19 protein-coding genes are annotated in these 24,057 nt (G+C 60.5%); 12 read left to right on the forward strand and 7 right to left on the reverse strand.

The genetic code is table 11. From position 1 onward, the window contains the following. Positions 1 to 316: 316 nt before the first annotated feature. Positions 317 to 2,419: an elongation factor G gene (gene fusA / locus ACFPFG_RS08640; RefSeq protein ID WP_380106059.1), complete on the reverse strand. Its 2,103-nt coding sequence runs from the start codon at positions 2,417 to 2,419 to the stop codon at positions 317 to 319. Positions 2,420 to 2,677: 258 nt separating this feature from the next. Here fusA and ACFPFG_RS08645 point away from each other — a divergent pair, with 258 nt between their 5' ends. Beyond that, positions 2,678 to 3,028, forward strand: coding sequence for an ArsR/SmtB family transcription factor (locus ACFPFG_RS08645; RefSeq protein ID WP_012204227.1), 351 nt, complete (start codon positions 2,678 to 2,680; stop codon positions 3,026 to 3,028). A gap of 37 nt (positions 3,029 to 3,065) precedes the next feature. On the opposite strand, the gene ACFPFG_RS08650 is transcribed toward ACFPFG_RS08645, so the two are convergent. Beyond that, positions 3,066 to 3,476 (reverse strand): hypothetical protein, encoded by a 411-nt coding sequence (locus ACFPFG_RS08650; RefSeq protein ID WP_380106061.1) that lies wholly within the window; start codon positions 3,474 to 3,476, stop codon positions 3,066 to 3,068. Between the two features lie 749 nt (positions 3,477 to 4,225). Here ACFPFG_RS08650 and ACFPFG_RS08655 point away from each other — a divergent pair. From ACFPFG_RS08655 to ACFPFG_RS08680, 6 genes are all read left to right on the forward strand, one after another. Then, on the forward strand, positions 4,226 to 5,593 hold the full coding sequence (locus tag ACFPFG_RS08655; RefSeq protein WP_380106063.1) for an Eco57I restriction-modification methylase domain-containing protein: 1,368 nt from the start codon (positions 4,226 to 4,228) through the stop codon (positions 5,591 to 5,593). Beyond that, a complete protein-coding gene (locus tag ACFPFG_RS08660) occupies positions 5,593 to 7,815 on the forward strand; it encodes a sensor histidine kinase (RefSeq protein WP_380106065.1) in 2,223 nt (740 codons plus the stop codon). Before ACFPFG_RS08655 ends, ACFPFG_RS08660 begins: the two co-directional genes overlap by 1 nt. Position 7,816: 1 nt before the next feature. Continuing rightward, complete coding sequence (locus tag ACFPFG_RS08665) at positions 7,817 to 8,935, forward strand: hypothetical protein (protein WP_380106067.1); 1,119 nt, start codon at positions 7,817 to 7,819, stop codon at positions 8,933 to 8,935. A gap of 1 nt (position 8,936) precedes the next feature. Continuing rightward, positions 8,937 to 9,686 (forward strand): hypothetical protein, encoded by a 750-nt coding sequence (locus tag ACFPFG_RS08670; protein WP_380106069.1) that lies wholly within the window; start codon positions 8,937 to 8,939, stop codon positions 9,684 to 9,686. Between the two features lie 567 nt (positions 9,687 to 10,253). Next, positions 10,254 to 10,547, forward strand: a complete 294-nt coding sequence (locus tag ACFPFG_RS08675) for a hypothetical protein (protein WP_380106071.1) — start codon at positions 10,254 to 10,256, stop codon at positions 10,545 to 10,547. A gap of 349 nt (positions 10,548 to 10,896) precedes the next feature. Further along, the gene (locus tag ACFPFG_RS08680; RefSeq protein WP_380106073.1) at positions 10,897 to 12,021 is read left to right on the forward strand and encodes a sterol desaturase family protein; all 1,125 of its coding nucleotides are present in this window, start codon (positions 10,897 to 10,899) and stop codon (positions 12,019 to 12,021) included. Here ACFPFG_RS08680 and ACFPFG_RS08685 read toward each other — a convergent pair. The 3 genes from ACFPFG_RS08685 to ACFPFG_RS08695 form a co-directional block, all read right to left on the reverse strand. Further along, on the reverse strand, positions 11,975 to 12,910 hold the full coding sequence (locus ACFPFG_RS08685) for a LysR family transcriptional regulator (protein ID WP_380106075.1): 936 nt from the start codon (positions 12,908 to 12,910) through the stop codon (positions 11,975 to 11,977). The two genes, ACFPFG_RS08680 and ACFPFG_RS08685, sit on opposite strands and share 47 nt — an antisense overlap. A 40-nt stretch (positions 12,911 to 12,950) precedes the next feature. Then, entirely contained in the window at positions 12,951 to 13,724 is a 774-nt protein-coding gene (locus ACFPFG_RS08690; RefSeq protein WP_012204216.1) for an SDR family oxidoreductase, read from the reverse strand. Positions 13,725 to 14,198: 474 nt separating this feature from the next. Further along, complete coding sequence (locus tag ACFPFG_RS08695; RefSeq protein WP_380106077.1) at positions 14,199 to 15,443, reverse strand: class I SAM-dependent methyltransferase; 1,245 nt, start codon at positions 15,441 to 15,443, stop codon at positions 14,199 to 14,201. Positions 15,444 to 15,679: 236 nt separating this feature from the next. Between ACFPFG_RS08695 and ACFPFG_RS08700 the strand changes: the two genes are divergently transcribed. Genes ACFPFG_RS08700 through ACFPFG_RS08710 form a run of 3 tightly spaced genes read left to right on the forward strand, consistent with a single transcriptional unit; the run spans position 15,680 to position 17,624 of the window. After that, positions 15,680 to 15,808 (forward strand): hypothetical protein, encoded by a 129-nt coding sequence (locus ACFPFG_RS08700; protein WP_380106079.1) that lies wholly within the window; start codon positions 15,680 to 15,682, stop codon positions 15,806 to 15,808. Positions 15,809 to 15,812: 4 nt separating this feature from the next. Then, on the forward strand, positions 15,813 to 16,640 hold the full coding sequence (locus ACFPFG_RS08705) for a hypothetical protein (protein WP_183018802.1): 828 nt from the start codon (positions 15,813 to 15,815) through the stop codon (positions 16,638 to 16,640). 51 nt (positions 16,641 to 16,691) lie between these two features. Then, positions 16,692 to 17,624, forward strand: a complete 933-nt coding sequence (locus ACFPFG_RS08710; RefSeq protein WP_380106081.1) for a DUF4349 domain-containing protein — start codon at positions 16,692 to 16,694, stop codon at positions 17,622 to 17,624. Between the two features lie 24 nt (positions 17,625 to 17,648). Here the strand turns inward: ACFPFG_RS08710 and ACFPFG_RS08715 are convergent, their stop codons facing one another. Beyond that, positions 17,649 to 19,208 carry an MFS transporter gene (locus tag ACFPFG_RS08715; protein WP_380106083.1) on the reverse strand — a complete coding sequence of 520 codons (1,560 nt, stop codon included), beginning with the start codon at positions 19,206 to 19,208 and terminating at the stop codon, positions 17,649 to 17,651. Positions 19,209 to 19,354: 146 nt separating this feature from the next. Here ACFPFG_RS08715 and ACFPFG_RS08720 point away from each other — a divergent pair, with 146 nt between their 5' ends. Further along, complete coding sequence (locus ACFPFG_RS08720; RefSeq protein ID WP_183018799.1) at positions 19,355 to 20,215, forward strand: LysR family transcriptional regulator; 861 nt, start codon at positions 19,355 to 19,357, stop codon at positions 20,213 to 20,215. A gap of 109 nt (positions 20,216 to 20,324) precedes the next feature. Next, positions 20,325 to 21,422: a DNA glycosylase AlkZ-like family protein gene (locus tag ACFPFG_RS08725; RefSeq protein ID WP_380106086.1), complete on the forward strand. Its 1,098-nt coding sequence runs from the start codon at positions 20,325 to 20,327 to the stop codon at positions 21,420 to 21,422. Positions 21,423 to 21,497: 75 nt separating this feature from the next. Here ACFPFG_RS08725 and ACFPFG_RS08730 read toward each other — a convergent pair whose 3' ends face one another. Further along, positions 21,498 to 23,954, reverse strand: a complete 2,457-nt coding sequence (locus ACFPFG_RS08730; RefSeq protein WP_380106088.1) for a TonB-dependent siderophore receptor — start codon at positions 23,952 to 23,954, stop codon at positions 21,498 to 21,500. Positions 23,955 to 24,057: the final 103 nt, after the last annotated feature.

Genomic DNA, 24,057 nt, shown 5'->3' on the forward strand with positions numbered 1-24,057 from the left:
GGCCGGGTCTCGGCCCGGCGGCCGACTGCCCTTTCTTGATTCGCCAAGAAAGGGCAGATCAAAGAAGGCGACCCGAATGTCCACGTCCCTTCGCTTCGCTGCGGGCAACCTGCGCCGGGCCGCCTGCGGGGTTCGCCGTGAAACTCACTTCGCGCTGCGCGCTACGTTCAGACAATCACGGCGAGTCAGATCACGAAGCAGTCCTGTCCTTCGGCAGGACTGCAACCCCGCAGGCGGCCCGACGCAGGCGTGGGCATACGGGAGGAGTGAGGGCCACGGCCATGGCCTCACGGCCTGGCCTGTGGCGCAGACTCTTTTACTTGACCCGCGCGTTGATCACCGCCTCGGCCACGTTGCGCGGTGCTTCGGCGTAGTGCTTGAACTCCATGGAGTAGGTGGCACGGCCTTGCGTTTGCGAGCGCAGGGAGGTGGCGTAGCCGAACATTTCGGACAGCGGCACTTCGGCCTTGATGGACTTGCCACCGCCGGCCATGTCGTCCATGCCCTGCACCATGCCGCGCCGCGAGGACAGGTCGCCCATGACGGTGCCGGCGTAGTCCTCAGGCGTCTCGACTTCCACGGCCATCATGGGTTCGAGGATGACGGGGCTGGCCTTGCGGGCAGCTTCCTTGAAACCGAAGATGGCCGCCATCTTGAAGGCCATTTCGTTGGAGTCCACGTCGTGGTACGAGCCGAAGGTCAGCGTGACCTTGACGTCCACCACGGGGTAGCCGGCCAGCACGCCACTGGTCAGCGCCTCGACCACGCCCTTTTCCACCGCAGGGATGTACTCGCGCGGCACCACGCCGCCCTTGATGGCGTCGACGAACTCGAAGCCCTTGCCGGGCTCCTGCGGCTCCACCGTGAAGACCACGTGGCCGTACTGGCCCTTGCCGCCGGACTGGCGCACGAACTTGCCGTCCACGTCGGTGACTTTCTTGCGGATGGTCTCGCGGTAGGCCACCTGGGGCTTGCCCACGTTGGCTTCCACGTTGAACTCGCGCTTCATGCGGTCCACGATGATTTCCAGGTGCAGCTCGCCCATGCCGGCGATGATGGTCTGGCCCGATTCCTCGTCGGTACGCACGCGGAAGGACGGGTCTTCGGCGGCCAGGCGCGACAGGGCAATGCCCATTTTTTCCTGGTCGGCCTTGGACTTGGGCTCCACGGCCTGGGCGATCACGGGCTCGGGGAAGACCATCTTCTCCAGCACGATGGGCGCGGACGGGTCGCACAGGGTCTCGCCCGTGGTCACGTCCTTCAGGCCCACGCAGGCGGCAATGTCGCCGGCGTGGATTTCATCGACCTCCAGGCGTTCATTGGCATGCATCTGCACGATGCGGCCAATGCGCTCCTTCTTGTCCTTGACGGAGTTGAGCACGCTGTCGCCCTTGTTGAGCACGCCCGAGTAGACGCGCACAAAGGTGAGCTGGCCCACGAAGGGGTCGGTCATCAGCTTGAAGGCCAGGGCAGAGAACTTCTCGCTGTCATCGGCATGGCGCACGATGATGGAGCCGTCTTCCGCATGGCCTTCCACGGGCGGCACTTCCAGCGGGGAAGGCATGAGCTCGACCACGGCGTCCAGCAGACGCTGCACACCCTTGTTCTTGAAGGCCGAGCCGCACAGCATGGGCTGGATCTCGCCCGCAATGGTGCGCAGGCGCAGGCCGCGCAGGATGTCGGCCTCGGGCAGCTCGCCCTCTTCCAGGTAGCGGTTCATCAGGTCTTCGCTGGCCTCGGCAGCCGCTTCCACCATGGACTCGCGCCACTTCCTGGCGTCTGCCACCATGGCTGCGGGAATGTCCTGGTATTCGAACTTCATGCCCTGCGTGGCCTCGTCCCAGATGATGGCCTTCATCTTGAGCAGGTCCACCACGCCGGTGAACTGCTGCTCCGCGCCGATGGGCAGCACGATGGGCACGGGGTTGGCCTTGAGGCGGTCGACCATCATCTGCCGCACGCGCAGAAAATCCGCGCCCGTGCGGTCCATCTTGTTGACGAAGGCCAGGCGCGGCACCTTGTACTTGTTGGCCTGGCGCCAGACCGTCTCGGACTGCGGCTGCACGCCGCCCACGGCGTCATAGACCATGACGGCGCCGTCGAGCACGCGCATGGAACGCTCCACCTCGATGGTGAAGTCCACGTGGCCCGGGGTGTCGATGATGTTGATGCGGTGCTGGTCAAAGCGGCCGTCCATGCCCTTCCAGAAGCAGGTGGTGGCCGCCGAGGTGATGGTGATGCCGCGCTCCTGCTCCTGCTCCATCCAGTCCATGATGGCGGCGCCCTCGTGCACCTCGCCCAGCTTGTGGCTCACCCCGGTGTAGAACAGGATGCGCTCGGTCGTGGTCGTCTTGCCGGCATCGATGTGCGCGGAGATACCAATGTTGCGATAGCGTTCTATGGGGGTATGGCGGGCCATGAAAGGACTCCTGGGTGCTGATAAGCGTTGATGCGTGGATCTGCCGTGGGCTCGGATTCTCGCGGGGGTTGAATGAGGGTTGATGACAATTTGAATGTACGAAGACAATCGTACTATCTTCCGCAACTTCTTGCAGAACGATTCATGTTTTCACCACGCCATGCCCCTGTCTGCCAGATAACTGCCCGCGCCACGCCGCATCAGCGACGTGCGGCATTGCTTCCATGGCACAGTGGCGCCCCATCGACTGGACGATTCATGCTTGCCAACCACCCCGACCGCGAACAGATACGCCTGGAAAACCTGCTCAACGCCCTGGGCAACCCCCTGCGCCTGGCCGTGGTGCGCGCGCTGGCCGCAGGCCATGAGCGCGCCTGCGGCTCGCTGCTGCAAGGCCAGTCCAAATCCACCATGACCCACCACTGGCGCGTGCTGCGCGACAGCGGCGTGATCTGGCAGCGCCCCGATGGCCGCGAGAACCTGCTCTCCCTGCGCCGCGAAGACCTGGACGCACGCTTTCCAGGCCTGCTGGACGCGCTGCTGCAGGCCCTGGCCGAAGACCCGCTCACCGAACAGGCCACGGCCGCGCACCTCAAACCCTGCCCCTGAAGCCCGGCCCCTGCAACGCAGGCGGCAGCCCTGCGCCCTACTCCTTCACAGCAAGCGCCACAGCAACACCCTCATCCGCAAACCGCTTGGCCGCCTTGAGCAGATAGCTCACGGCATAGAGGATGGGGTCGTCGGCCTCGTCGCCATTCAGATGGTCCACCACCTCGACGGCATAGCCTAAATCCACCGCCGTGTCGTGCAGCAGGCCCAGCAGCTCCTTGTCCTGCGGCTCCAGCGACTGCGCCTGATCGGCCTTGGCGTAGTAGATGCGCAGCAGGTCGCGGCAGACGCAGTTGATGGCTGTGATGTTGTGGCGGGCGTGCAGGTCCAGGACGTCCAGGGCAGCGCCCAGGTGCAGGACGGCGTCGATGGCCAGGTCTTCGAGGTTGGGTTGGGGAGTGGTGGCGAAGGTTGGTTGCTCCACCGAACCTGGGTGTGAGTGAGTCATGGCTCACAATTCTTGGTTCGCAAGGCACGCTGGGCCACGTTTTCTTTAACTCATGGCCTATGGCGCAATCTGCTTCAAGAGCTAGCCGCCATCGGCCAACCTCGCAGATATCAAACACTCTCATCTGGGCAAGGGAGAGTGTGGGGAGCACAGCCCGGCCTTGGTCATCGCGCTCAAGATTGCGCAAGGGCGGGGTGCTGCGCGGCTGAGGTGATGGGAAAGAATGAGAAGGGTTGGGAGCAGCAGAAGATCAGCTTCCGCAAAACAAGGAGCGATTCACAGGGACTCAAGGACTATTTCATGGGATGTTCAAGTACGACTGTGGCCTGGCACCTTCTCGAACGATGTGCTCCACAACGACGTAACATGGTTACAACCACGCACACGAATCAGTTTGTTACCATAGCCATTACAGAGCTGAAGAGACTGGTGGCGACCCGTAGTGAAGGTGTACACATCAGGAACCACGATAAACAGAGCGCGCGCATTGACAAGGAGGTTGGAATTCTCCCAAAGGACTACAAGAAAAAATTTGCTCGCCGCCGTTTGAAAAAACCTTGATGCTTCGTCCATCAGTGGCATTGACAGCTGTTGTTATGTCAATAAGGACAACTAAGTTAACTTGAATTTAATAGTGCTTTCCGCTCCCACATTGCAGGAGGTATTCAGATGCCTTATTTGGTGTAAAATTTAAGAAAGCTTATGAATAACTTCAAAGCCATCTATTAAGCCATGGATATAATTTTTGAATGCGTATTTTAAAAAATCAAGAAGATGTTGCCTTTTTACCTGCTGCAATAACACCGATGCCAGATTCGACTTCTTATCTAAACAAATGTCAGGTCGATACGCCTCACTCCGTGATTAAACATGTTTGGAGTATGTTAAAAGCACTTGGCAAGCAGTTCGATCGCGTAGTCGACTTTGGCGCTGGTGATGGCAGATTTTCTTCGGGTGGAGACTATAAAAGCTATGTTGGCTACGAAATAGACGCTTCTCGTCTGCCAATAGGAAATTTACCAAACAATGCAATCATTAAGCAGGAGTGTGCGTTAAGTTCAGTAGAAACGGGATTCGACCTCTGCATTGGGAATCCCCCATTTGTGCGTCATCACGACATCGACAAATGTTGGTATGAGCACGTTTGCCGACTACTAGACTCAGAGTTGGGATTTCGCCTAGATCGGCGTTCTAATGCTTTTTTGTTATTTTTGGCGAAAGCAATAATAAGCACCAAAGCTGATGGCATGGTTGCTCTTGTTATACCATTTGAATGGGTATCGAGACCCGCAGCCAGAGATTTGCGTGAATACATCAAGAAAAACAATTGGGAAGTTAGCGCCTACAGGTTTACCGAAGAAATATTTCAAAATGTAATGACTACTGCATCTTTGACAATCATCGATAAATCAAAGCGTAATAGCAAGTGGTCATATTACTCAATTGACTCAAACTTTAAAATAAACGAAAAAAAGTTTGCTTCTGGAGATTTTGAATTATTTGCTTACTCTCCACGAACAGAGGAAAATTTTGCACAGCGTGGGCTTAGTCCAGGTGGTCAGCATATTTTTTGTCTGACAGAGGGAGAAAGGATCCACCATCGTTTGTTAAAAGGCATTGATGTTGTCCCTTGTATTACTACAATGAGACATTGGAAGGACGATATCACGTCATTGACAGACCATCAATTTGATCGATTGTATGTCAATAAAGGTATGCGCTGCTGGTTGTTAAAGACTTGGGAACCGCCGTCACCCCAACTGATGGCATATCTTGACTCGATCCCAAAAGAAAAAAGAGATAACTATACCTGCAACCAGCGTGATACGTGGTGGAAGGCAAGACCGCATCAACCCGCAGATATTATTTACTCATCTGCATTCGTTGGTCCAGCACCAAAATTTCTGATGAATACCGTAAAAGCGATTGCAGTAGGATCGATTCAGGGAATTCATAAAGTCAAACCCAAAAATCGATCTGTTTTACGCAAAAAATTGATAGCAATTGATTATGGTGCTCGTGTAGTTGCCCATTCTGGTAGGCTTCGTAAAATTGAGGTTGGACAAATGAATAAAATTGTAGCGGATATTATCAATGAAATTTCATCGGAGAAATAATGGAAAAATCAGCCTCATCCAAATCTCCATTCGTTCAATTTACAATTGAAAGCCGAGTTCTTAGAGAGCTTGGCGAGCGTCTCGTCAGCAATGTCGAGGTTGCCCTAACAGAATTGATTAAAAACGCATATGACGCAGATGCGTCGGAATGCACAATTACGCTATCCGACAAAAAACTAGTCATACAAGACAATGGAAACGGAATGAGTTTCCATGATTTCAAGACAAAGTGGATGCGAATTGCCACAGGCAATAAAGAAAATACCCCAACTTCCACCTTATTTAAGAGAAAGCTAACAGGTTCAAAAGGTGTTGGAAGATTTGCTGTTCGTTTTTTGGGAAAACTATTAATTCTAAAATCGGTAGCAAAAAACCCTGAAGGAAATCTTGAAAAATTAACTGCCACATTCGACTGGGCGCTATTAGACAAAGATGTAAATATTCTGGATTTAAAAATCCCATATCTATTGGAGCCTACCACCGAGGCCGAGGGGACAACTCTTGAGATCCAAAATCTCCGAGTCGAAATCGAGAAAAAAACTCTTTACAACGTAAAAAGCGGAGTTCTGGGAATTGCCTCGCCTGTTTATGCATTTCTCGATGACGCACCTCAGCATGTCAAAGATCGCTTTAGCCTAGATGGCTCAAACGATCCTGGTTTTAATGTTCTATTTGAAGATACCTCTCAAGAGGACGAGGATTTAATTTCTCTTTCTACTGTTGTACTTGCAAATAACGTTGCACGAACCAGTATTGACTTTAAAGGGGACGAATTTGATGTAGTGGTTTCTCATTCACTAAGAGGGGAAGTATTCAGAGAGACCTATACGATGGAAAACCGAATAGGCTCAAATGTATACATTGATGTGCGGTACTTCCCCAAAAGGGCCGGCGTATTCCAGCGAAATAATGATTTCAGAGCACCCGCCGCTTGGGATTGGGTACGATCAAATAATGGTGTAAAAGTATACGATCACGGCTTTCATATAAAGCCATATGGCACCAATGATGATGATTGGCTGCAACTTAATCACGATACAGCACATAATTCTCGTAAATGGCGCTCAACCCTGACCAAGCAGTTCTTTCCAATGGACCCTCAGGATGCGGCTCAACCCAAGCGCAACCCCATGGTGGGACTGCCATCTAATTACCAGACAGTTGGTGCCATTTTTCTGGATAGCTTGTCCCTAGTCAATGCTAGCGATGAGGCCTTAAGCCCCAATATGGATCGCCAGGGATTTATCGCTAATGCAGGTTTTACACAGCTACGCGATTTATCCCGTTTCGCAGTGGAGTTGATTGCGCATTTTGACAAAAAAATTCAATTAGAAGAAGAAGAAAAGGCAAGGAATGCCCGATATAAACAGCGAGCCACAGAAATTGATAGTGTAATTAAGGAAATACGGAGTTCTGCAACTTTAAACAAAGAAGACAAAGATCGTATTATCACGCACTACTCACGCGTAAAAGATGATATAAAAAATCTTGATGAATATGATCGTACTTCGCGCGAAGGCTTGGAAACAATGAGTTTACTAGGGGTCGTTGCCGGCTTCATGACGCATGAATTCCAAGCTGCGCTCATGCACTTAGAGAAAGCGGCAAACGTAATCCGTACTTTGTCAAAAAGGGATGCATCTCTCAAAGACGAGGTGATAACAATAGAGAACTCTATCAAGTATTTCACGGGCTACATTGATTACACAAAGCTATTCATCTCTAATTTGCAGCTGACTGAAGTTAAGCCTTACAAAGTACGCTCAACTGTACAACACGTTGTCTCAACATTTGATAAATTTCAACATGAACGAGATATTCAGGTAGACATTTCCAATATAGATAAATCTTTAGTCGCCCCCTTAATTCCGGCCGCGATGTACCAGGGGATTATTCACAACCTTTACACCAATGCATTAAAAGTTCTTTTGAATTCAGCACAAAAAGAAAAAATTATTATCATTCAATCATGGAACGAGAAAGGAAAAAATATTCTTCAGGTTATAGATAATGGACCTGGTATCGCTCCAGAAATCGAAAGTAGGATTTGGGATCCACTGTATACGACGACATCATCGGGAAACAACCCACTTGGATCTGGTATGGGCCTTGGTCTTCCCCTTGTGCGTAAAGTCGTTCTGGCTCGAAAAGGTACCATCGAGCTTGTTGAACCGCCTGCAGGCTTGAATACATGCTTCCGCGTAGAATTACCTCTTAATTAATATGAAAAAGATAATCCTTATTGACGACAAGATGGAAATGCAAGAAGACTTGCGCCGCGCTTTGAATCCATTGATAAAGGATAACTATATAATAGAACCATGGAATACTGAAGACGTTTTACATCGGTACAAAGAAAATATCGATGAAAATAGCTTTGAGTCAAATGCAGACGAAGACGTTTGGTTCAGATTTTTTAGTAAACAACATGACATAGCAATTGTGGTGGCGGACCATGATTTATCAGGCTATGGGCATGCCCGTATCTCGGAGAGTGCAATTGCAGATGCATGCAGGCAATCTGCTACTCCGGTGTGTACATATCATCGTGCACCGAGCAAAAAAACAACCGGCCAGAGTCTACGTGGGATCTATGGACAAACAAAATCCTTCACAATTGCCCTCGATATGGCGACTGGCAGAGAGCAACTGGTCGCAAAAAATATAATTTCTCTGGCAGATGGCTTTGCGAATATACAGCGAGGTTTTGAATTAGTAGAGGACGAAGTTAAAAAGCAAGGTCCCGCAGCGATTCTTGCAGAAATACTAGGAAAACCGGGATTAGCCAATGCCCTAGCTTTGTACGCGAGTGGACCTAGCTTGGCAAGCGATACCATTTATCATATTGCGCAGAATCAAGGCACCAAAAATTCCGCTACACATGACTTGGACGCACGTTTACCGTTTATTTTGGGTTGCTGGTTAAGCAATTACATTCTACCTTTCCCAGGTCTCATTTTGAATGAAAAAGCTACGGCATCATACTTGAACCTTGCCACAGCGGACTTTAAACAAAATTCAAAACACTTTGAATCTGCAAAATATCAGGGCCCATTTTCTGGTTATGACAATTACTGGTGGCGCACTGACCTGGAGCAGCTTCTTATAGATTCCGATTCAGATGATGGACTGATTTTCTTAAAAAAGAAGGAAATTGAAGCTTCGCCAAGTGTTTGCATTTCGACTAAAGAATCACCGGCGGGATATTATTGCATCGTGCAGAAGGAACCGATCTCTTTAGAAGCATCTGTTGGTAACTTAGGCTGGATTCCTCAGGGCGCGCATTTAAGTAGAATAGATCAAAATATATACGATACTGTTGCTCATATGATGGGAATTTAAATTGGCAAAGAGTTTCATCTCCTCATTGCGCGCGTATCTGCCGTCATTTGACACAATGGTTCGCGCACTACTCAAAGAACTTGGCTTGCAAACGTTATTTAGTGGCGTTCTCATATACGATCAAAAGGACGACTATGACTGCTATGTGATGGCAAGTTTTCAGGGCTTGCCACAGCGTCCTGGGTCATCTAAAAATGCCACTGAAAACGTTTTTATAACAGCGAGGTTATCTGGGACTATTAAAAAAGGAAAGGCTCACCTGACACATTACGGAACCGAGATTGGTTACTATAGACAGACGAAGGCCTCTGAACCTTTAAAAGATTTGATACCCATAACTGGATTTCATTATGATTTTGACTGTGATGGTAAAAAATTCAACCATCCAGTTTTTCATGCCCAACCCAAAGTAACAGCGGGAGAAAGATATATTTCGCTAAAAAAGGATATTACGACCGGAAATTACCCAGAATTCAAGGAAATTCGGACCATAAGGATTCCAACGCCACAAATGGACATATTCTCTGCAATTGTTATGATTATGGCAGATCACGTTATTATGCCTGATGATCCAAAGCGAAAGTTCGGAAATTTCTTGGAAGAATTTGAGAAAAATATGATCCAGTTTGATTTGGGAAATATTGAAAAACTCGTTACTGAGCCTTTTTATACTGCCAATCCGCATAAAATACATAGCTGGTATCCAAGGCCATCCCCCAAGGAGGTAAATTTCGGGAGAAATACACGATAGACCTTATATTGAACATACTATCGATCCACGAAATCTTATTACCCAAAATTTCAGCATTGATTCGTAGCCATCTAGTTGTCGTTAAAGACTTATTCGCAGCTTGGTAGAATTTTTAGTTACACGAAGTTTGGTCTAGCGACGGCCAAAGTGGCTCGAATCTTTTTCTGCACCCCTCACATTGCTAGGAATGGAGCGCTCACCGGAGTGCTTTCAAGTGCCTTTCAAAGTTTTCGCTTAGACAAATATCTGAATATTGAGTTGGTCAATTTTCTTCGGGCGCATCAATAGATTCATACGTTGCCGTTTTTCGCCATAGGCAGCAATTTACTCGCTTTAAAGCGTAGCTTGGCGCTGTGCAATGGCCCATTGCCACACGGTACTATGCATGCATGCTGGAAGCCATCGCCCAGCCCACCAATTTGTGGGCGTACAGGTCTATTACTACAACGATCCAATGCGTGCGGCTGTATGTGATGTAGCTTTCGCAGCCCTGCACGCTGCAAATGCTAGTAACAACCACCCCACACACTCACTCCACGCCCCCGGCCCTTCTTGCAGGCACAAGACATGACCCCACTGACCGAGCTGTGGCAGTCAGCCATCACCTGGCTTGCCACCCACGCCGTGACCCCCACCGTGCACTGGCTGGGCATCGCGCAGGTGGCCGGGGACCCGCGTGATTGCCGAGGCGGTACCGATTGCCGCGCTGCAGTTGTTGCTGATTGCGGGCGTGATGCGACCACTGGAGAGCCTGATTCCGGCCAAGCGCTGGGGTACATGCGCCTGACTACGGTGGACCACAACTACACGCTGCTGATGCTGTTGGGGCACGCGGTTCGGCCCGTCCCTGTACACCAATGAACCCATGCGCACCACGGGCGTGGGCGACTGCTAGGTGGATGCGTACAACGAGCGTGGCGTGGTCGCTGTACTCACTAGCGGGCAGGACTATTTCAAGCTGGGCAGCGTCATTCGCTGCAGGAGTTCCGACTGGCACCAACGGGCAGCATGTTTGCCTTTTTCCAGATATTTGCTGTACAGCAAATATCTGGAAAAACCATAACTTAGCTGCTATACAAAAATCCGCTCAGTGAGGCGCGCACGGGTTGGGCCGTGACCCAAGCCCTCCACACACTCCCTCCACACCCCCACCCCATAATCCCGCCCGCAACCCCCAGCCCTCCCCCGGCCCTTCTTGCAGGCACAAGACATGACCCCACTGACCGAGCTGTGGCAGGCAGCCATCACCTGGCTCGCCACCCACGCCGTAACCCCCACCGTTCACTGGCTGGACATCGCCCAGGCGGCCGGTGATCCGCGCGAGATTGCCGAGGCGGTGCTGATTGCCGGGCTGCAACTGTTCCTGATCGCGGGGGTGATGCGGCCGCTGGAGAGCCTGTTTCCGGCCGAGCGCTGGAGCGACCGGCGGCTGACGACGGTGGACCGCAACTACACGCTGCTGATGCTGCTGGGGCTGTTTCCGCTGTTCAGTTTTCTGGTGCTGATGCCGTTTGCCAGCATGCTGGGCGGCGGGCCGGCGGCCGAGGAGGCGACGGGGCTCAAGCACTGGGTGCCGTGGTTTGCGGACCATCCGGTGGCGCTGTTCCTGGTGTACTACGTGGTCTACGACCTGGTGTATTACTGGATGCACCGCGCCCAGCATGTGATTCCCTGGTGGTGGGCCATGCACAGCATGCACCACAGCCAACGGCAGATGAGCTGCTGGAGCAATGACCGCAGCCATTACCTGGACGGCATGCTGCAGTCCTTCATCCTGGCCACGGTGGGGCTGGCGATGGGGGTGGAGCCTTCGGAGTTTGCGCTGCTGGGGCTGCTCAGCGAACTGGTGCAGAACTTCTCGCACGCCAATGTGCGGCTGCGCCTGGGCTGGCTGGGCCGCGTGGGTGAGCGCGTGCTGGTGGGCCCTCTGTTCCACCGCCACCACCACATGCTGCGCGACCCTGAGCGGCCCACGCGCCACAACTGCAATTTTGGGCAGGTGCTGCCCTGGTGGGACATGCTGTTTGGCACGGCGCTGTACACCGACGAGCCCGTGCGCCCCACGGGCGTGAGCGACCCCGAGGTGGATGCCGACAACGAGCGCGGGCTGGTGGCCATGCAGTGGCATACGCTCAAGCGGTTCTGGGGGGCGTTTCGCCGGCGCGAGGGCTGGCGGCTGGGGGACGTGTCCTTCGGGCCCGGCTACCGGCCCATTCATGACGACGACGGGGCCCAGCCCCAGCCTGCGGCCGGGGCGGCTGCGGTGACTGGGACCGCCGGGGCTGCGCCTACGGCTCCAGGTTCGGCCGCATCAGCGCCTCGAACCAGTCGATGAAAACCGCCAGCCGGCGCGAGCGCTGGCGGCGGTGCGGGTACAGCAGCGCCACGGGCATGGGCGCTGCGCGGTGGGCGGGCAGCACCTCCACCAGCTCGCCCGTGTCCAGCAGGTGCTGCACGTCATAGCGCGGGATCTGGATCAGCCCCAGGCCGGCGCGGCAGCAGGCGATATAGCTTTCTGCGTTGTTGGTGACCACGCGGCTGGGCACGGCCAGGGTCTGCGGCCCATCATCTACCGCATCCACCCCATCCACATCGCTCGCTCCACTCCATTCCCAGGGTAGTTCCCGCCCCGTGCGCGGCGAGGCATAGCCCACGCTCCAGTGGCCGTGCAGGAGGTCCTGCGGCTGCTCGGGCAGGCCGTGCTCGCGCAGGTAGGCGGGGCTGGCGCAGTTGATGAGGGCAATGCAGCCCAGCGGACGCACGACCAGGCTGCTGTCATGCAAGGTGCCCACGCGCACGGCGCAGTCCACGCCTTCCTGCACCAGGTCGATGGCGCGGTCTGACGAACCCAGCACCAGTTGCAGGCCCGGGTGGCGGCGCATGAGCCCCGGCAGCGCGGGTGCCAGCAGGCGGCGCGCGATGCGGCTGGGCACGTCCACATGCAGCCGGCCCGTGGCCTGGCGCGTGCGGGCCTGGAACATCTGCTCCACATCCTCGGCCTCTGACAGCAGCGGGCGCACACGCTCCAGCAACTGGGCGCCATCGGCCGTCAGGCTGACTTGGCGCGTGGTGCGGTGCAGGAGTCTTGCGCCCACCTGCTCCTCCAGCTGCTGCACGGCGGCGGAGACCGTGGCGCGCGGCAGGTCCAGCGCATGGGCGGCCTTGATGAAGCTGCCCATCTCGGCCACCTGCATGAAGATCCGGTATCGGTCGAGTCGGTCCATGGGACGCAGCATAGTCCGTGCAGCGGTCCTTCCACTTGGCCTACTTGGTGGTGTAGCCGCCGTTGATCAGGATGGTCTGCCCGGTGATCCACCAGCCGTCGCTGACCAGGTGGCGGATGAAGGGCACCACGTCTTCGATATGCGTCAGCCCCGAGGGCGAGAACGGCGACAGCGCCGCCGCGCTCTTGTGATAGGCCACGGCGTCCGCGCCTTCCTGGCCGTAGAAGAACGGCGTGTCCATGGGCCCCGGCCCCACGGCCGTGACCGAGATGCCCCGCGCCCCGAACTCCTTGGCCGCCGCCCGCGTGAAATGCTCCACCGGCGCCTTGGTGCCCGCGTAGGAGGAATAAAACGGCGTGAACGCGCCCAGCAGCGAGGTCACCAGGGTCACGATCTTGCCGTGGTCGTTGACATGGCGCCCCGCCTCCTTGAGGAAGAAAAAGGCCGACTTGCCGTTGACGGCGGCCATCTCGTCGTACTCCGCCTCGCTGATCTCCATCAGCGGCTTCTTGAGCACCTTGCCCACGGTGTTGATGGCAATGTCCGGCCGGCCAACGGCGTCCACGGCCTCTGCAAAAAGCCGCTCCACAGCGCCAGCACGCGTCAGATCGCCCTGCAGCGCCACGGCCTCTGCGCCCAGCGCACGCACTGCGGCCACCGTGGTCTCGGCCTCGGCCCGCGAAGACTCGCTGTTGTAGTGCACCACCACGGCCCGCGCGCCGTGCCCCGCCAGATCACGGGCAATCAGCCCGCCCAGATTCTTGGCGCCGCCTGCAATCAGCGCCACCTTGCCGCGAATGGAATGGTCTGCCATGGAAACGCTCCTTGTGCTTGGATGAAGCACCCAGCTTAGGCAGCCCGCCCCGCGCGATAAACCGGCGCAGCCGGGATGGATCATCCAGAAAAACAGAACAATCGCGCCCAAATGCTGCCTGCCCCTGCCCCCGGCAGTCCGCTCCGCTACCCCTCCCGTATGCCCGCGCCTGCGTCGTGGCGCTTGCGGGGTTGCAAGCCTGCCGAAGGACAGGCTTGCTTCGTGATCTGACTTGCCTCAGTTGTCTGAGCGGAGCGCGAAGCGCGCAGCGAGTTCTGCGGCAAACCCCGCAAGCGCCACGACGCAGGTTGCCCGCAGCGAAGCGGAGGGTCGCGGGCATTCGGGTCGCCTTCTTTGGCCCGGTTTCTTGGCGAGACAAGAAAGCGGGTCGGCCGCCGGGCCGAGACCCGGCCTCGAAAAAACACCCCCCGGCAGGGTCAAGAACAAGCTACACACCGCCCGTGTCCCAAGACATCAGGACAGCTCCCGCTCGTACATATACCTCCGCGACCAAGGCAACGAAGCAGCCCCCTGCCCCGCCCTCCGACAAACAACCTGAAAGATAGACACGTCATCGTGTTCAAACGCATAGGCACACCCCGCCAGATACACCCTCCAAATCCGAAACCTCTCCTCCTCCACCAGCCCCCGTATCTGCACAGCATTCGCCTCAAACCGCTCCAGCCACAACTGCAACGTGCGCACGTAATGCCGCCGCAACCCCTCCACATCCAGCACCTCCAGCCCCCCACGCTGCATGGCCTCCAGCGCCAGACTCAGGTGCGGCAGCTCGCCATCGGGAAACACATAGCGGTCGATGAACGCACCGCCGCCCAGGGCCGTGGCGCCCACGTCCGCATCGGTGGAGGTGATGCCGTGGTTCAGCGCCAGCCCGTCATCGGCCAGCAGCTCGCGCATGTGCGCAAAGTACATGGGCAGGTTGCGGCGGCCCACATGCTCGAACATGCCGACGCTGGTGATGCGGTCGAAGCGCCCCTGCACGTCGCGGTAGTCCTGCAGGCGGATCTCGATGCGGTCGGCCAGGCCTGCGGCGCGCACCCGTTCGGTGGCCGCTTCGAACTGGTTGCGCGACAGCGTCACGCCCACGCAATGCGCGCCAAAGTGCTGGGCCGCGCGCAGCACCAGGGCGCCCCAGCCGCAGCCGATGTCCAGCAGGCGCTGGCCGGGCTGCAGGCGGATCTTGGTGAGGATGTGGTCCAGCTTCTTGCGCTGGGCGGTGGCCAGGTCCTCGTCGCCGTTCTCGAAGTAGGCGCAGGAATAGACCATGCCCTCGTCCAGCCAGAGGCGGTAGAAGTCATCGGAAACGTCGTAGTGGTACTGGATGGATTCGCGGTCCGTGCTGCGGCTGTGCCGAAAGCGCCTGGCCGCGCGCGCCGCAAGCGCCAGCCGCCCCGGCCCCTTGCCCGCGCCCTGGGTCTTGGACATGCGGCGAGCCAGCGCATAGCCGAAGTCGATGATGTCGGGCAGGCGGCCGTCGATGTCGATCTGGCCCTTCACATAGGCCTGGCCCAGGTGGTCCAGGCTGGGGTCCAGCAGCAGCGGCAGGGCCGAGGCGCTGCGCACGGTGAGCGTGACGCGCGGCTGCTCGAAGCGGCCGAAGTCGAACTGCTCGCCATTCCACAGCACCAGCCGCGCCGGCAGGTCGGCCCGCGCACGCACGGCCTCGGCCCAGCGCCTGAGCTTCTTGTCCCAGAACATCGTGCATCTCCCCGGGGCTGGCGGCGCCCCCTTTTTGACATGACCCGCATGAACCGCATGAAAAGCAAATGACGAGTCTTGCCGCTTCATGTGACGGCAAGACGTCAGGGCGGCAGCCCGCGCCGGTAGCGGATCGATACAGACCCGATGGCGCCCACACCCCGCCAGCGGCCCGGCTTGGGGCACACTGGCCGGCGTTCCAACGGCCCCGGCGCGAAAGCGCCTGCGACAGACCCATGCAAGCCTTTGACTTGAGCATCGAATACTGCATCGAACACTGCATCGAGCACCGCAACGAACAACGCAGCACCGGCGGCCATGGCCTGCCGGATTTCAGGAACCTGCCATCGAACTGGAGCCAGTGACGCCATGGCCATGACCCATACCCAGGCGCTGGCCAAGCTGGCTGCCGACACCCTGGTGCAGACCCTGGAGGAAGACGTGGCGCGCGTGATGGCGCGCACGTTTGCGCTGGGCCGGCACGATGCCGCTATCGCGGCCAACTACGGCGGCCATGCCCTGCCGCCCCTGCTGCGGCGCTGGAGCTGCGTGCTGCAGGCCGGCGATGCCAAGGCAACGGCCCTGTACCGGCACAAGACGGCGCTGGCCCTGGCCATCGTGCTGCACAGGAACGGCCTGGCCGACGCGGGCCTGAACGCGGCCGCGCGCACGGCCATCGATGCGCTCAATGCCGAGGTGGCGCTCAGCGATGATTTCTTTCGCAAGTCGGCGCAGATCCGCCAGGACTTCCTGGACACGCCGCCCGCGCCGCCCAAACGCTCGCCGGGCCTGCCCGACAGCCTGACCTTCTACCGCGCGGCCGATGTGGTGGCCATGGAGCTGGACGGGCGCTTCCACGCCCTGTACGTGCACGGCTGCGCCAGGACCAACCAGAGCCCCATCGTGGAGTTCTACGACGCGGTGTTCGACCATGTGCCGCAGATGGCGGAACTGGCCGACGTGCGCGCCCGGGGTCGGCGCTACAACGATGGCGTGGGGCGGGTGGCGCGGTTTTCCATATCGGGCCTGAAGTTCCTGCCCGACCCGGCCGGCCAGTTCACCCTGGTCAAGGCCTGCGTGGAGACGCCGCCGGACCCCGGCCATCTGCAAAAGGGCGACTGGCTCTACACCGTGTCCGACATCTTCGAGCTGCAGTCCGAGGTGGACACCATGTTCGGCCCCGGCGGCAAGCCCTGAGCCCTGATCCCTGGCAGCGGCCTGTTCCTGCCTGTTTTCAAGAGGAAATTCATGACGCATCCCCGGCCTTCCATTCTGTCTTCCCGCATGGCCTTGCCGGCCGTGCTGGCACTGGCTGCCACGCTGGCCCTTGCGGGCTGCAACCAGCGGCATGACACAGCCGCCATGGAATCTGCGCCCGTCCCCGCGCCCATGGCGGGCGGCGCCGGCATGAAGCAAGGCCGCGCCGCCGCCGTGCAGGCCGAGGATGCGGCAGCAGCCGCACCAGAGACATCGGCGCAGGACGAGATGGCCCAGCGCTTCCTGGCCGTGCGCCAGGAGCTGAACGTGGAAGTGCCGCAGGCGCAGCTGGCCGATGCCTGGGGCCAGGTGCGCGACCTGTGTGCCACGCTGCGCTGCGAGCTGCTGTCGGCATCCCTTCTGCGCGAGACGCCCCAGCAGCCCGGCAACGCCATGCTGGAGATGCGCGTGGCGCCGGCCGATGTGCAGCGGCTGCTGGGCACGCTGGCCGGCGTGGCCAGCATCGTGTCGCAGAACACCCTCAGCGAGGACAAGACGGCCGAGGTGATCGACGTGGAGGCGCGCATCAGGAACCGTACCGAATTCCGCGACAGCCTGCGCCTGATGCTGCGCGACACCACGACCAAGCGCACCATGTCCGACCTGCTGGAGATACAGCGCACGCTGTCGGACACGCAGGCCGAGCTGGACGCCATGGCCGCCCAGCGCAAGGTGCTGGAGCAGCAGACCAGCAAGCAGCACATACGGATCCAGTTCACGCCCACCCGCGCCCTGGTGCAGGGCGGCACCAGCTACAGCCCCATAGGCCGCGCGCTGCGCGATGCCGGCCATGTGCTGGGCGAGAGCATGGCCGCGCTGATCACCTTCGTGGCGGCCGTGCTGCCCTGGCTGGTGCTGGTGGTGCTGCCGCTGGGCTGGGTGCTGCGCGCGCTGTGGCGGCGCAGGCGCGCCAGGAAGGGCTGAGCGGCACGGCCCTGCGCCAGTCCCTCAAACCTTGCCGCCGCAAGTCTGGCAGGTGGCCGGCACGCGACGCGCCACCTTTCGGCCCGGCGCGAAGACGAGCAGACTGGCCACTGCCAGCAGCAGGGCGCTGGCAGCGCCGTAGGCCATGACCCAGGCAAAGCCGTTGGCCAGGGCCGACTGCACGAATTCCTGAGGCCGCTCCACGCCAGACAGCAGGGCAGCATGGCCTTCAACGGCCAGGAGGTCGCCTGAGGCGATCTTCTCCGCGAACGGACGCAGGCCCTGCGTGGCACCATCCAGGCCGCCACGCAACGCGGACATCACGCCTTCAATCAGAAGAAAGCCCATCAAGGCAATGTTGAAGGCCAGCGAAGTCATGCGTGCGCTCATGTCGGCGCCGGAGGCCATACCGGCCCTCTCGACAGGGACCGAGGCCGTGCTGGTGTTGGACACCGGCGTATTGGTCAGGCCCAGCCCCAGGCCCGCGACCGCGCAGCCCGCGAGCAGCAGGCCCGCATGCGGCGCCGCCTGGCTGCCGGCCCACATCAGCGCAAAGCCCAGGCCGATGGTGGCCATGCCCGCGGGAATCACCAGCCCCGGCTGGTAGCGCAGCGACAGGCGCTCTGCCAGCGGCGGGGCCAGCAGGGTGGGCAGGGTGTAGGCGAGCAGGGCAAGGCCGGTCTGCACGCTGTCGTAGCCGAGCACCGCATGGAAGTAGATGGGCAGGTAGACGATGAAGGGCCAGAAGCTGAAGTTCATGCCCATGGACCCCAGCAGGGCGCCCGAGAAGCTGCGCACCCGGAAGACCGAGAATTCGACCATGGGCCGGGGGCTGCGCATTTCCGCCAGCAAGAATCCCGCAAAACCGGCCAGGGACAGGCCGAGGATGGACAGGGCCGGCGCGCTGTCAAAGCCCAGCACCGGACCCTGGATCACGAACAGCACCAGACAGAACACCGCTGTGGACAACGTGACCATGCCGGCGATGTCCAGGTGGCCCGCGCCCGGATCGCGCGACTCCTGCACACCGGCCAGGCTCAGGCCCAGGGTGACGGCAGCCAGCGCGCCATGGATCAGGAACACCCACGGCCAGCTTGCCAGCGCCAGGATGGCGCCACCAACGATGGGGCCGAATCCCAGGCCCACGCCGAACACCACGCCCCACCAGGCAAAGGCCGTGGCCCTCTGGCGGTCATCACGGAACTGGTGGGACAGGATGGCCAGCATGCAGATCAGCATCAGCGCGCCGCTCAGGCCCTGGAGAAAGCGCGCGGCGATGAGCACCGGCGCGCTGGTGGCCAGCCCGCAGGCCAGCGAGGTGAGGCCGAAGGCGACGATGCCGATATGGAAGATGCGCCTGCGGCCATAGCGGTCGGCCAGCGTGCCTACGGCCATCAGGATGGCCGTCATGGCGATGGTGTAGCCGGCCATGACCCATTGCAACTGGCTGAAGCTGGCCTGCATGGCCTGCTCCAGCGTGGGCAGGATGGGCGGCACGCTGGAGATTTCCAGCCCCAGCATCAGGGCGGACAGGCAGACGGCGGCCAGCGCGTAGTGGCCCTGGCGTTGGAGATTGGCATTCATGAAAGAGCTTCCTGGAGATGGCAGGAGTCCGCCGGGCCGCCGCCCCGCGACGGGCCAGCGCCCCTGTGCCGGCAATGGTAGGAAGCCGCCATTCATTGCACAACGATATGATCGAACATATCTATGACAACATTTTCAGATGGATCATGAACCGGCCGACCCTGGATGTGGATTCCGTGCAGGCCTTCGTGAGCATTGCGGACCTGCAAAGCTTCACCAAGGCTGCAGACGCGCTGGGCACCACGCAGGGCGCCATCAGCGTCAAGCTCAAGCGGCTGGAAGAGCGCCTGGGCTGCAAGCTGCTGGAACGCACGCCCAGGCTGGTGCGCCTGTCCGCGCAGGGTGCCCTGTTCCTTCAGGCGGCGCGCGAGTTCATTGCCGCGCATGACCGGGCCATGGCGGCGCTGAGCGCCGAGCGGCGCCGCTTCCGGCTGGGCATTGCCACGCATGTGGCCGGCCCCGAGATTGCGCTGCTGCTGGCGCGGCTCAATGAACGCGACCCGGCGCTGACCATCGAGGTGCGGCTGGAGAACTCGCGCAGCCTGCTGGATGCCTTCGACAACGCGGAACTGGATGCGGTGATCGTGCGCCAGGAAGATGACAGGCGCGATGGCGAGGACCTGGGACCCGAGCATTTCGGCTGGTTCGCGGCGCCGGGCTTTTCACCCCGGCCCGGCGAGCCGCTGCGCCTGGCGGCCCTGCTGCCCTGCTGCGGCGTTCGCGATATCGCCACGCACATGCTGCGCCAGGCAGGCCTGGAGTGGACCGAGGTGTTCGTGGGCGGAAGCGCGGCCGTGGCCGCCGCCGTGTCCGCGGGCCTGGCGGTGTCGGTGTTCTCATGCCGGCTGGCGCCGGCCGACACCGTCGAGGTCGGCCGGCACTTCCAACTGCCAGCCCTGCCTGCCTCGCGAATCATGCTGCACTCCACCTTGACGGACCGACGCTCGCGCGAAGCCCTGCGCACCCTGGTTGCGGCCTACCGGGAGCACCAGGGCCCCGCGCAGTGAAGCGATGCCACCGTGTCCACGGCCCGGGACTGAGCAGCCCAGCACCGCCGAGCAGGCCAGGCGCAGGATGAAACGCGGCAGCACGATCAGGCCGTGCTCCAATCAAGTCATGCCCACCGAACCGAGCCTTGACGACCTGCGCCGCCATGCGGTGGCACGCACCCTGTTCACACCGACCACCCTGCCCGCGGCCATACGGCGCCTGGGCTTTGTGCAGGCAGATCCGATCCGAGCCCCGGCCCGGGCACAGGACCTGACGCTGCGCCACCGCGTCAAGGACTACCGCGCCGGCGACCTGGAACGACGCTACGCGCGCCTGGCGATCGACGAGGACTGCCTGGTCAACTACGGCTTTCTGCCCAGCGAGCACCTGGCGCTGATGCACCCGCGCCAGGCCCGCAAGGCCTGGGATGCCGAGACACAGCGCAAGGCCGCCGAGGTGCTGGCCTTCGTGCGCGAGCGGGGCCCGGCCCATCCGCGCGAGGTGGAGCAGCATTTCTCGCACGGAAGCGTGAAGAACTACTGGGGCGGCTCGGGCAGCGCCAGCACGCAGTTGCTCGACGGCATGCACTACCGCGGCCTGCTGCGCGTCAAGCGCCGTGACAGCGGCACGCGCGTCTACGAGGCCATCGCTCACCCGCCTGCCGACGACAGCCACGCCGCCAGCGCCCGGCGCGCCGCCGCGCTGATCGACCTGGTGGTGCGCAAGTACGCACCGCTGCCGGCCCCCAGCCTGACCTACCTGGTGCGCCTGCTGGGCTATGGCGCCCCCCATCTGGCGCAGCAGACCCAGGCGGCGCTGCGGCTGGCGCGCGAGCAGCTGGCCAGCTGCCGCATCGACGGAACCACCTGGTACTGGCCCGCCGACGAAAACCCACGCTCGCGCCGCCATGCCTTCGACGAGCGGCTGCGCCTGCTCGCGCCCTTCGACCCCGTGGTCTGGGACCGGCGCCGCTTCACGCTGCTCTGGGGCTGGACCTACAAGTTCGAGGCCTATACGCCACCGGCCCGGCGCCAGCTGGGCTACTACGCCCTGCCCATGCTCTGGCAGGGCCATGTGATCGGCTGGGCCAACCTGCAGGCGCGCGACGGCCGGCTGGAGCCGTCATTCGGCTATGTGGCCGGCGCGGCGCCCGGCGATGCCGCCTTTCGCAGTGCGCTGGATGAGGAGCTGCAGCGCATGGAGCTGTTCATGGCGCCGCGCTGAGGCGCAGGCACTCGCCCCCTGCGCGTGGTTGCCGCCCTCTTGGAGAAGCGGCAAGGCCGCCCAGGGGCAGTCCGCTCAGAAGGTTCCGCGCAGCGTGAGCGTGGCATTGCGCGGCATGCCGTAGTAGGTGCCGTTGCGCGTGCCGCCCACGGCGGCCCAGTAGACCTTGTCGGTCACGTTGCCGATGTTGAGCGCGGCCGTCCAGTTGCGGTTGATGCGGTACGAGGCGCGCAGGTCCAGCACGGCATGGCCGGGGTTTTGCACCGTGTCCACGCGGGCATGGCTTTGCGCGCTGAGGTTGGCGCCCACCTTCCAGGCCGACCATTCGCCGGGCAGCGCGTAGCTGGTGGATACGCGCAGCAGGCTGCGCGGCGTGTCGGTGCTCAGCGAGCTGCCTTCGTCGTCGCGCGTGTTCAGCCAGGTGTAGCCGCCCGAGACCTGCCAGCCGCGCGCGACCTCGCCACCGATTTCGGCATCGAAGCCCTTGCTGCGCAGCACGCTGGAGTTGCGGTAGCAGTCATTGGTGGTGACCCCGGGGCACAGGCCTTCGTTGCCGGTGTCGAACACGGCCACGTCGCGCTTCTTGATGTTGAACACCGAGAAGGCCACGTTGAGCTTGCGCTCGAACAGTTCGCCCTTGATGCCGGCCTCGTAGTTGGCGCCCACGGCCGGCTTGAGGCGGTTGCCCTGCACGGTGGCGTACTGCGACTGCGGCTGGAAGGTGCTGGTGTAGCTGGCATAGACGGACCAGAGCGGATCGATGTCGTAGACCAGGCCCGCATAGGGCGTGAAGCGGCCGTTTTCGCGGTAGTCGTTGGTCAGGGCGCCGGTGAAGGTGTCGTTGGAGCGGAACTTGAACCAGTTCAGGCGCCCGCCCAGGTGCAGGTGCAGGCGTTCGGCCAGCTGCAGGCGCCCGCTGCCGTAGATGCCCAGCAGTTGCTTGCGCTCCCTGAGACCGAAGTCATAAGGGGGAGCCACGGGATCGGGGATGCGCGAATGGTCGAAACGGAAGACGTCCATGGGCATGGCCTCGCCAGAGGAGGCGGACTGGGTCAGCACCTTCTGCTGGGTCCAGCTGGTGCCGAACATGACCTTGTGCGTGCCGCCCAGCGCCTGAAAGCTGCCGGTGACGTTGGCATCCAGCCCCGTGGCATCGATGTCGCGCGCAATGAAATCATTGCCCACGTAGCGCAGGCCCTGCAGGGTAACGGGATCGATGGCGCCGCGCGCCGATCCCAGCTTCTGGTCGATGGTGGTCTTGCCGTGGTTGAGCGTGAGCTTGGCCACCCAGTCGCCGCCCATGCGGTGCTCGACCTCGCCGAACACATCGTCCACCTGGGCATCGTGGCGGTTCCAGCGCTGGCCCAGCGAGGTGGAGCGCGGCAGGCCCAGGGGCGCGCCGCTGGAGTAGCTGGGCAGGCCGAAGATGGTGTAGCCGTCGATGTCGGTCTGCTCATGGCGGTAGCCTGCCGTGACCTTGGTGCCGGCGCCCAGGTCGGCGTCGATCACGCCGTAGAGCATGGGCGAGCGCGAATGCACCAGGTCGATGAAGCTGTGGCGGTCGGTATAGGCGGCCACCACGCGGCCGCGCACCGTGCCGGCCTCGTTGAGCGCGCCGCCTCCATCGATCTCCGTGCGGAAGTTGCTCCATGAGCCGATGCTCTGGGCGAACTCGAAGTGCTTTTCCGCACGCGGGCGCTTGCGCACCATGTTGACCACGCCGCTGGGGTCGCCCGCGCCCACCACCAGGGCGCCTGCGCCGCGCAGCACTTCCACGCGGTCCAGGATGGCCGTGTCCATGGGCACCCAGCCCGTGGGGCTGTAGGTGCCGCCGGCCACCCCGTCGAGCAGGTAGTTGGAGTCCGGGATTTCGTAGCCGCGCATCATGTAGACGTGGGCGCCGAAGTTGCGCTGCGACTTGGTGGCGCCCGTGGTCTGCAGGATGACGTCTTCGACGGAAGACAGGTTCTGGTCATCCATCTGCTGGCGCGTGACCACAGTCACGGACTGCGGTGTCTCGCGGATGGACTGCTCCATCTTGCCGATGCTGAGCGCGCGCGTGGTGTAGGAGCCGGTCTGCTCGGTGGTGGGGCTGGTGATGGCGTGGGCGGTGACGCGCACCTCCGCCATGGTCTGGCCTGCGGCGGCAGGCCTTGAGGCGCTGCCCGCAGCGGCGGGGGCGGCAGCAGGCGCAGCGGTGCGCAGGCCCCAGTTGCCCGAAGCCGTGCGCACCAGCTCCAGCCCGCTGCCGTGCAGCGCCGCGCGCGCGGCCTGCTCGGGCGTGTAGCTGCCGCGCACGGCGGGTGCGGTGCGGCCGCGCACCAGCTCGGCGTCGATGCCTATCTGCTGGCCGCTGTCGGCGCCGATGCGTGCCAATGCGCTGCCCAGGGGCTGGGCCGGCAGGTCATAGCTGCGCAGGGACGCAGCGGCCGTGGCGGCGGGCGCGGAGGTGGAGGTCTGGGCATGGGCACTCAGGGCGCAGGCCAGGGCGGCTGCGGCCAGGGTGCGCAGGGGCAAAGGGCAAGGGAGCATGCGGGTTCTCGACAGGAGGTTTGGAAGGGCCTGAGAAGCAGGTTTCCAAGGCTTGTCGAACTCGGCGCAAAAAGTGTTCATCTTTTTGCGCGCAGGCACCGAC

This window comes from Delftia deserti (genome assembly GCF_042653485.1).
Taxonomy (GTDB): Bacteria; Pseudomonadota; Gammaproteobacteria; order Burkholderiales; family Burkholderiaceae_C; genus Comamonas; species Comamonas acidovorans.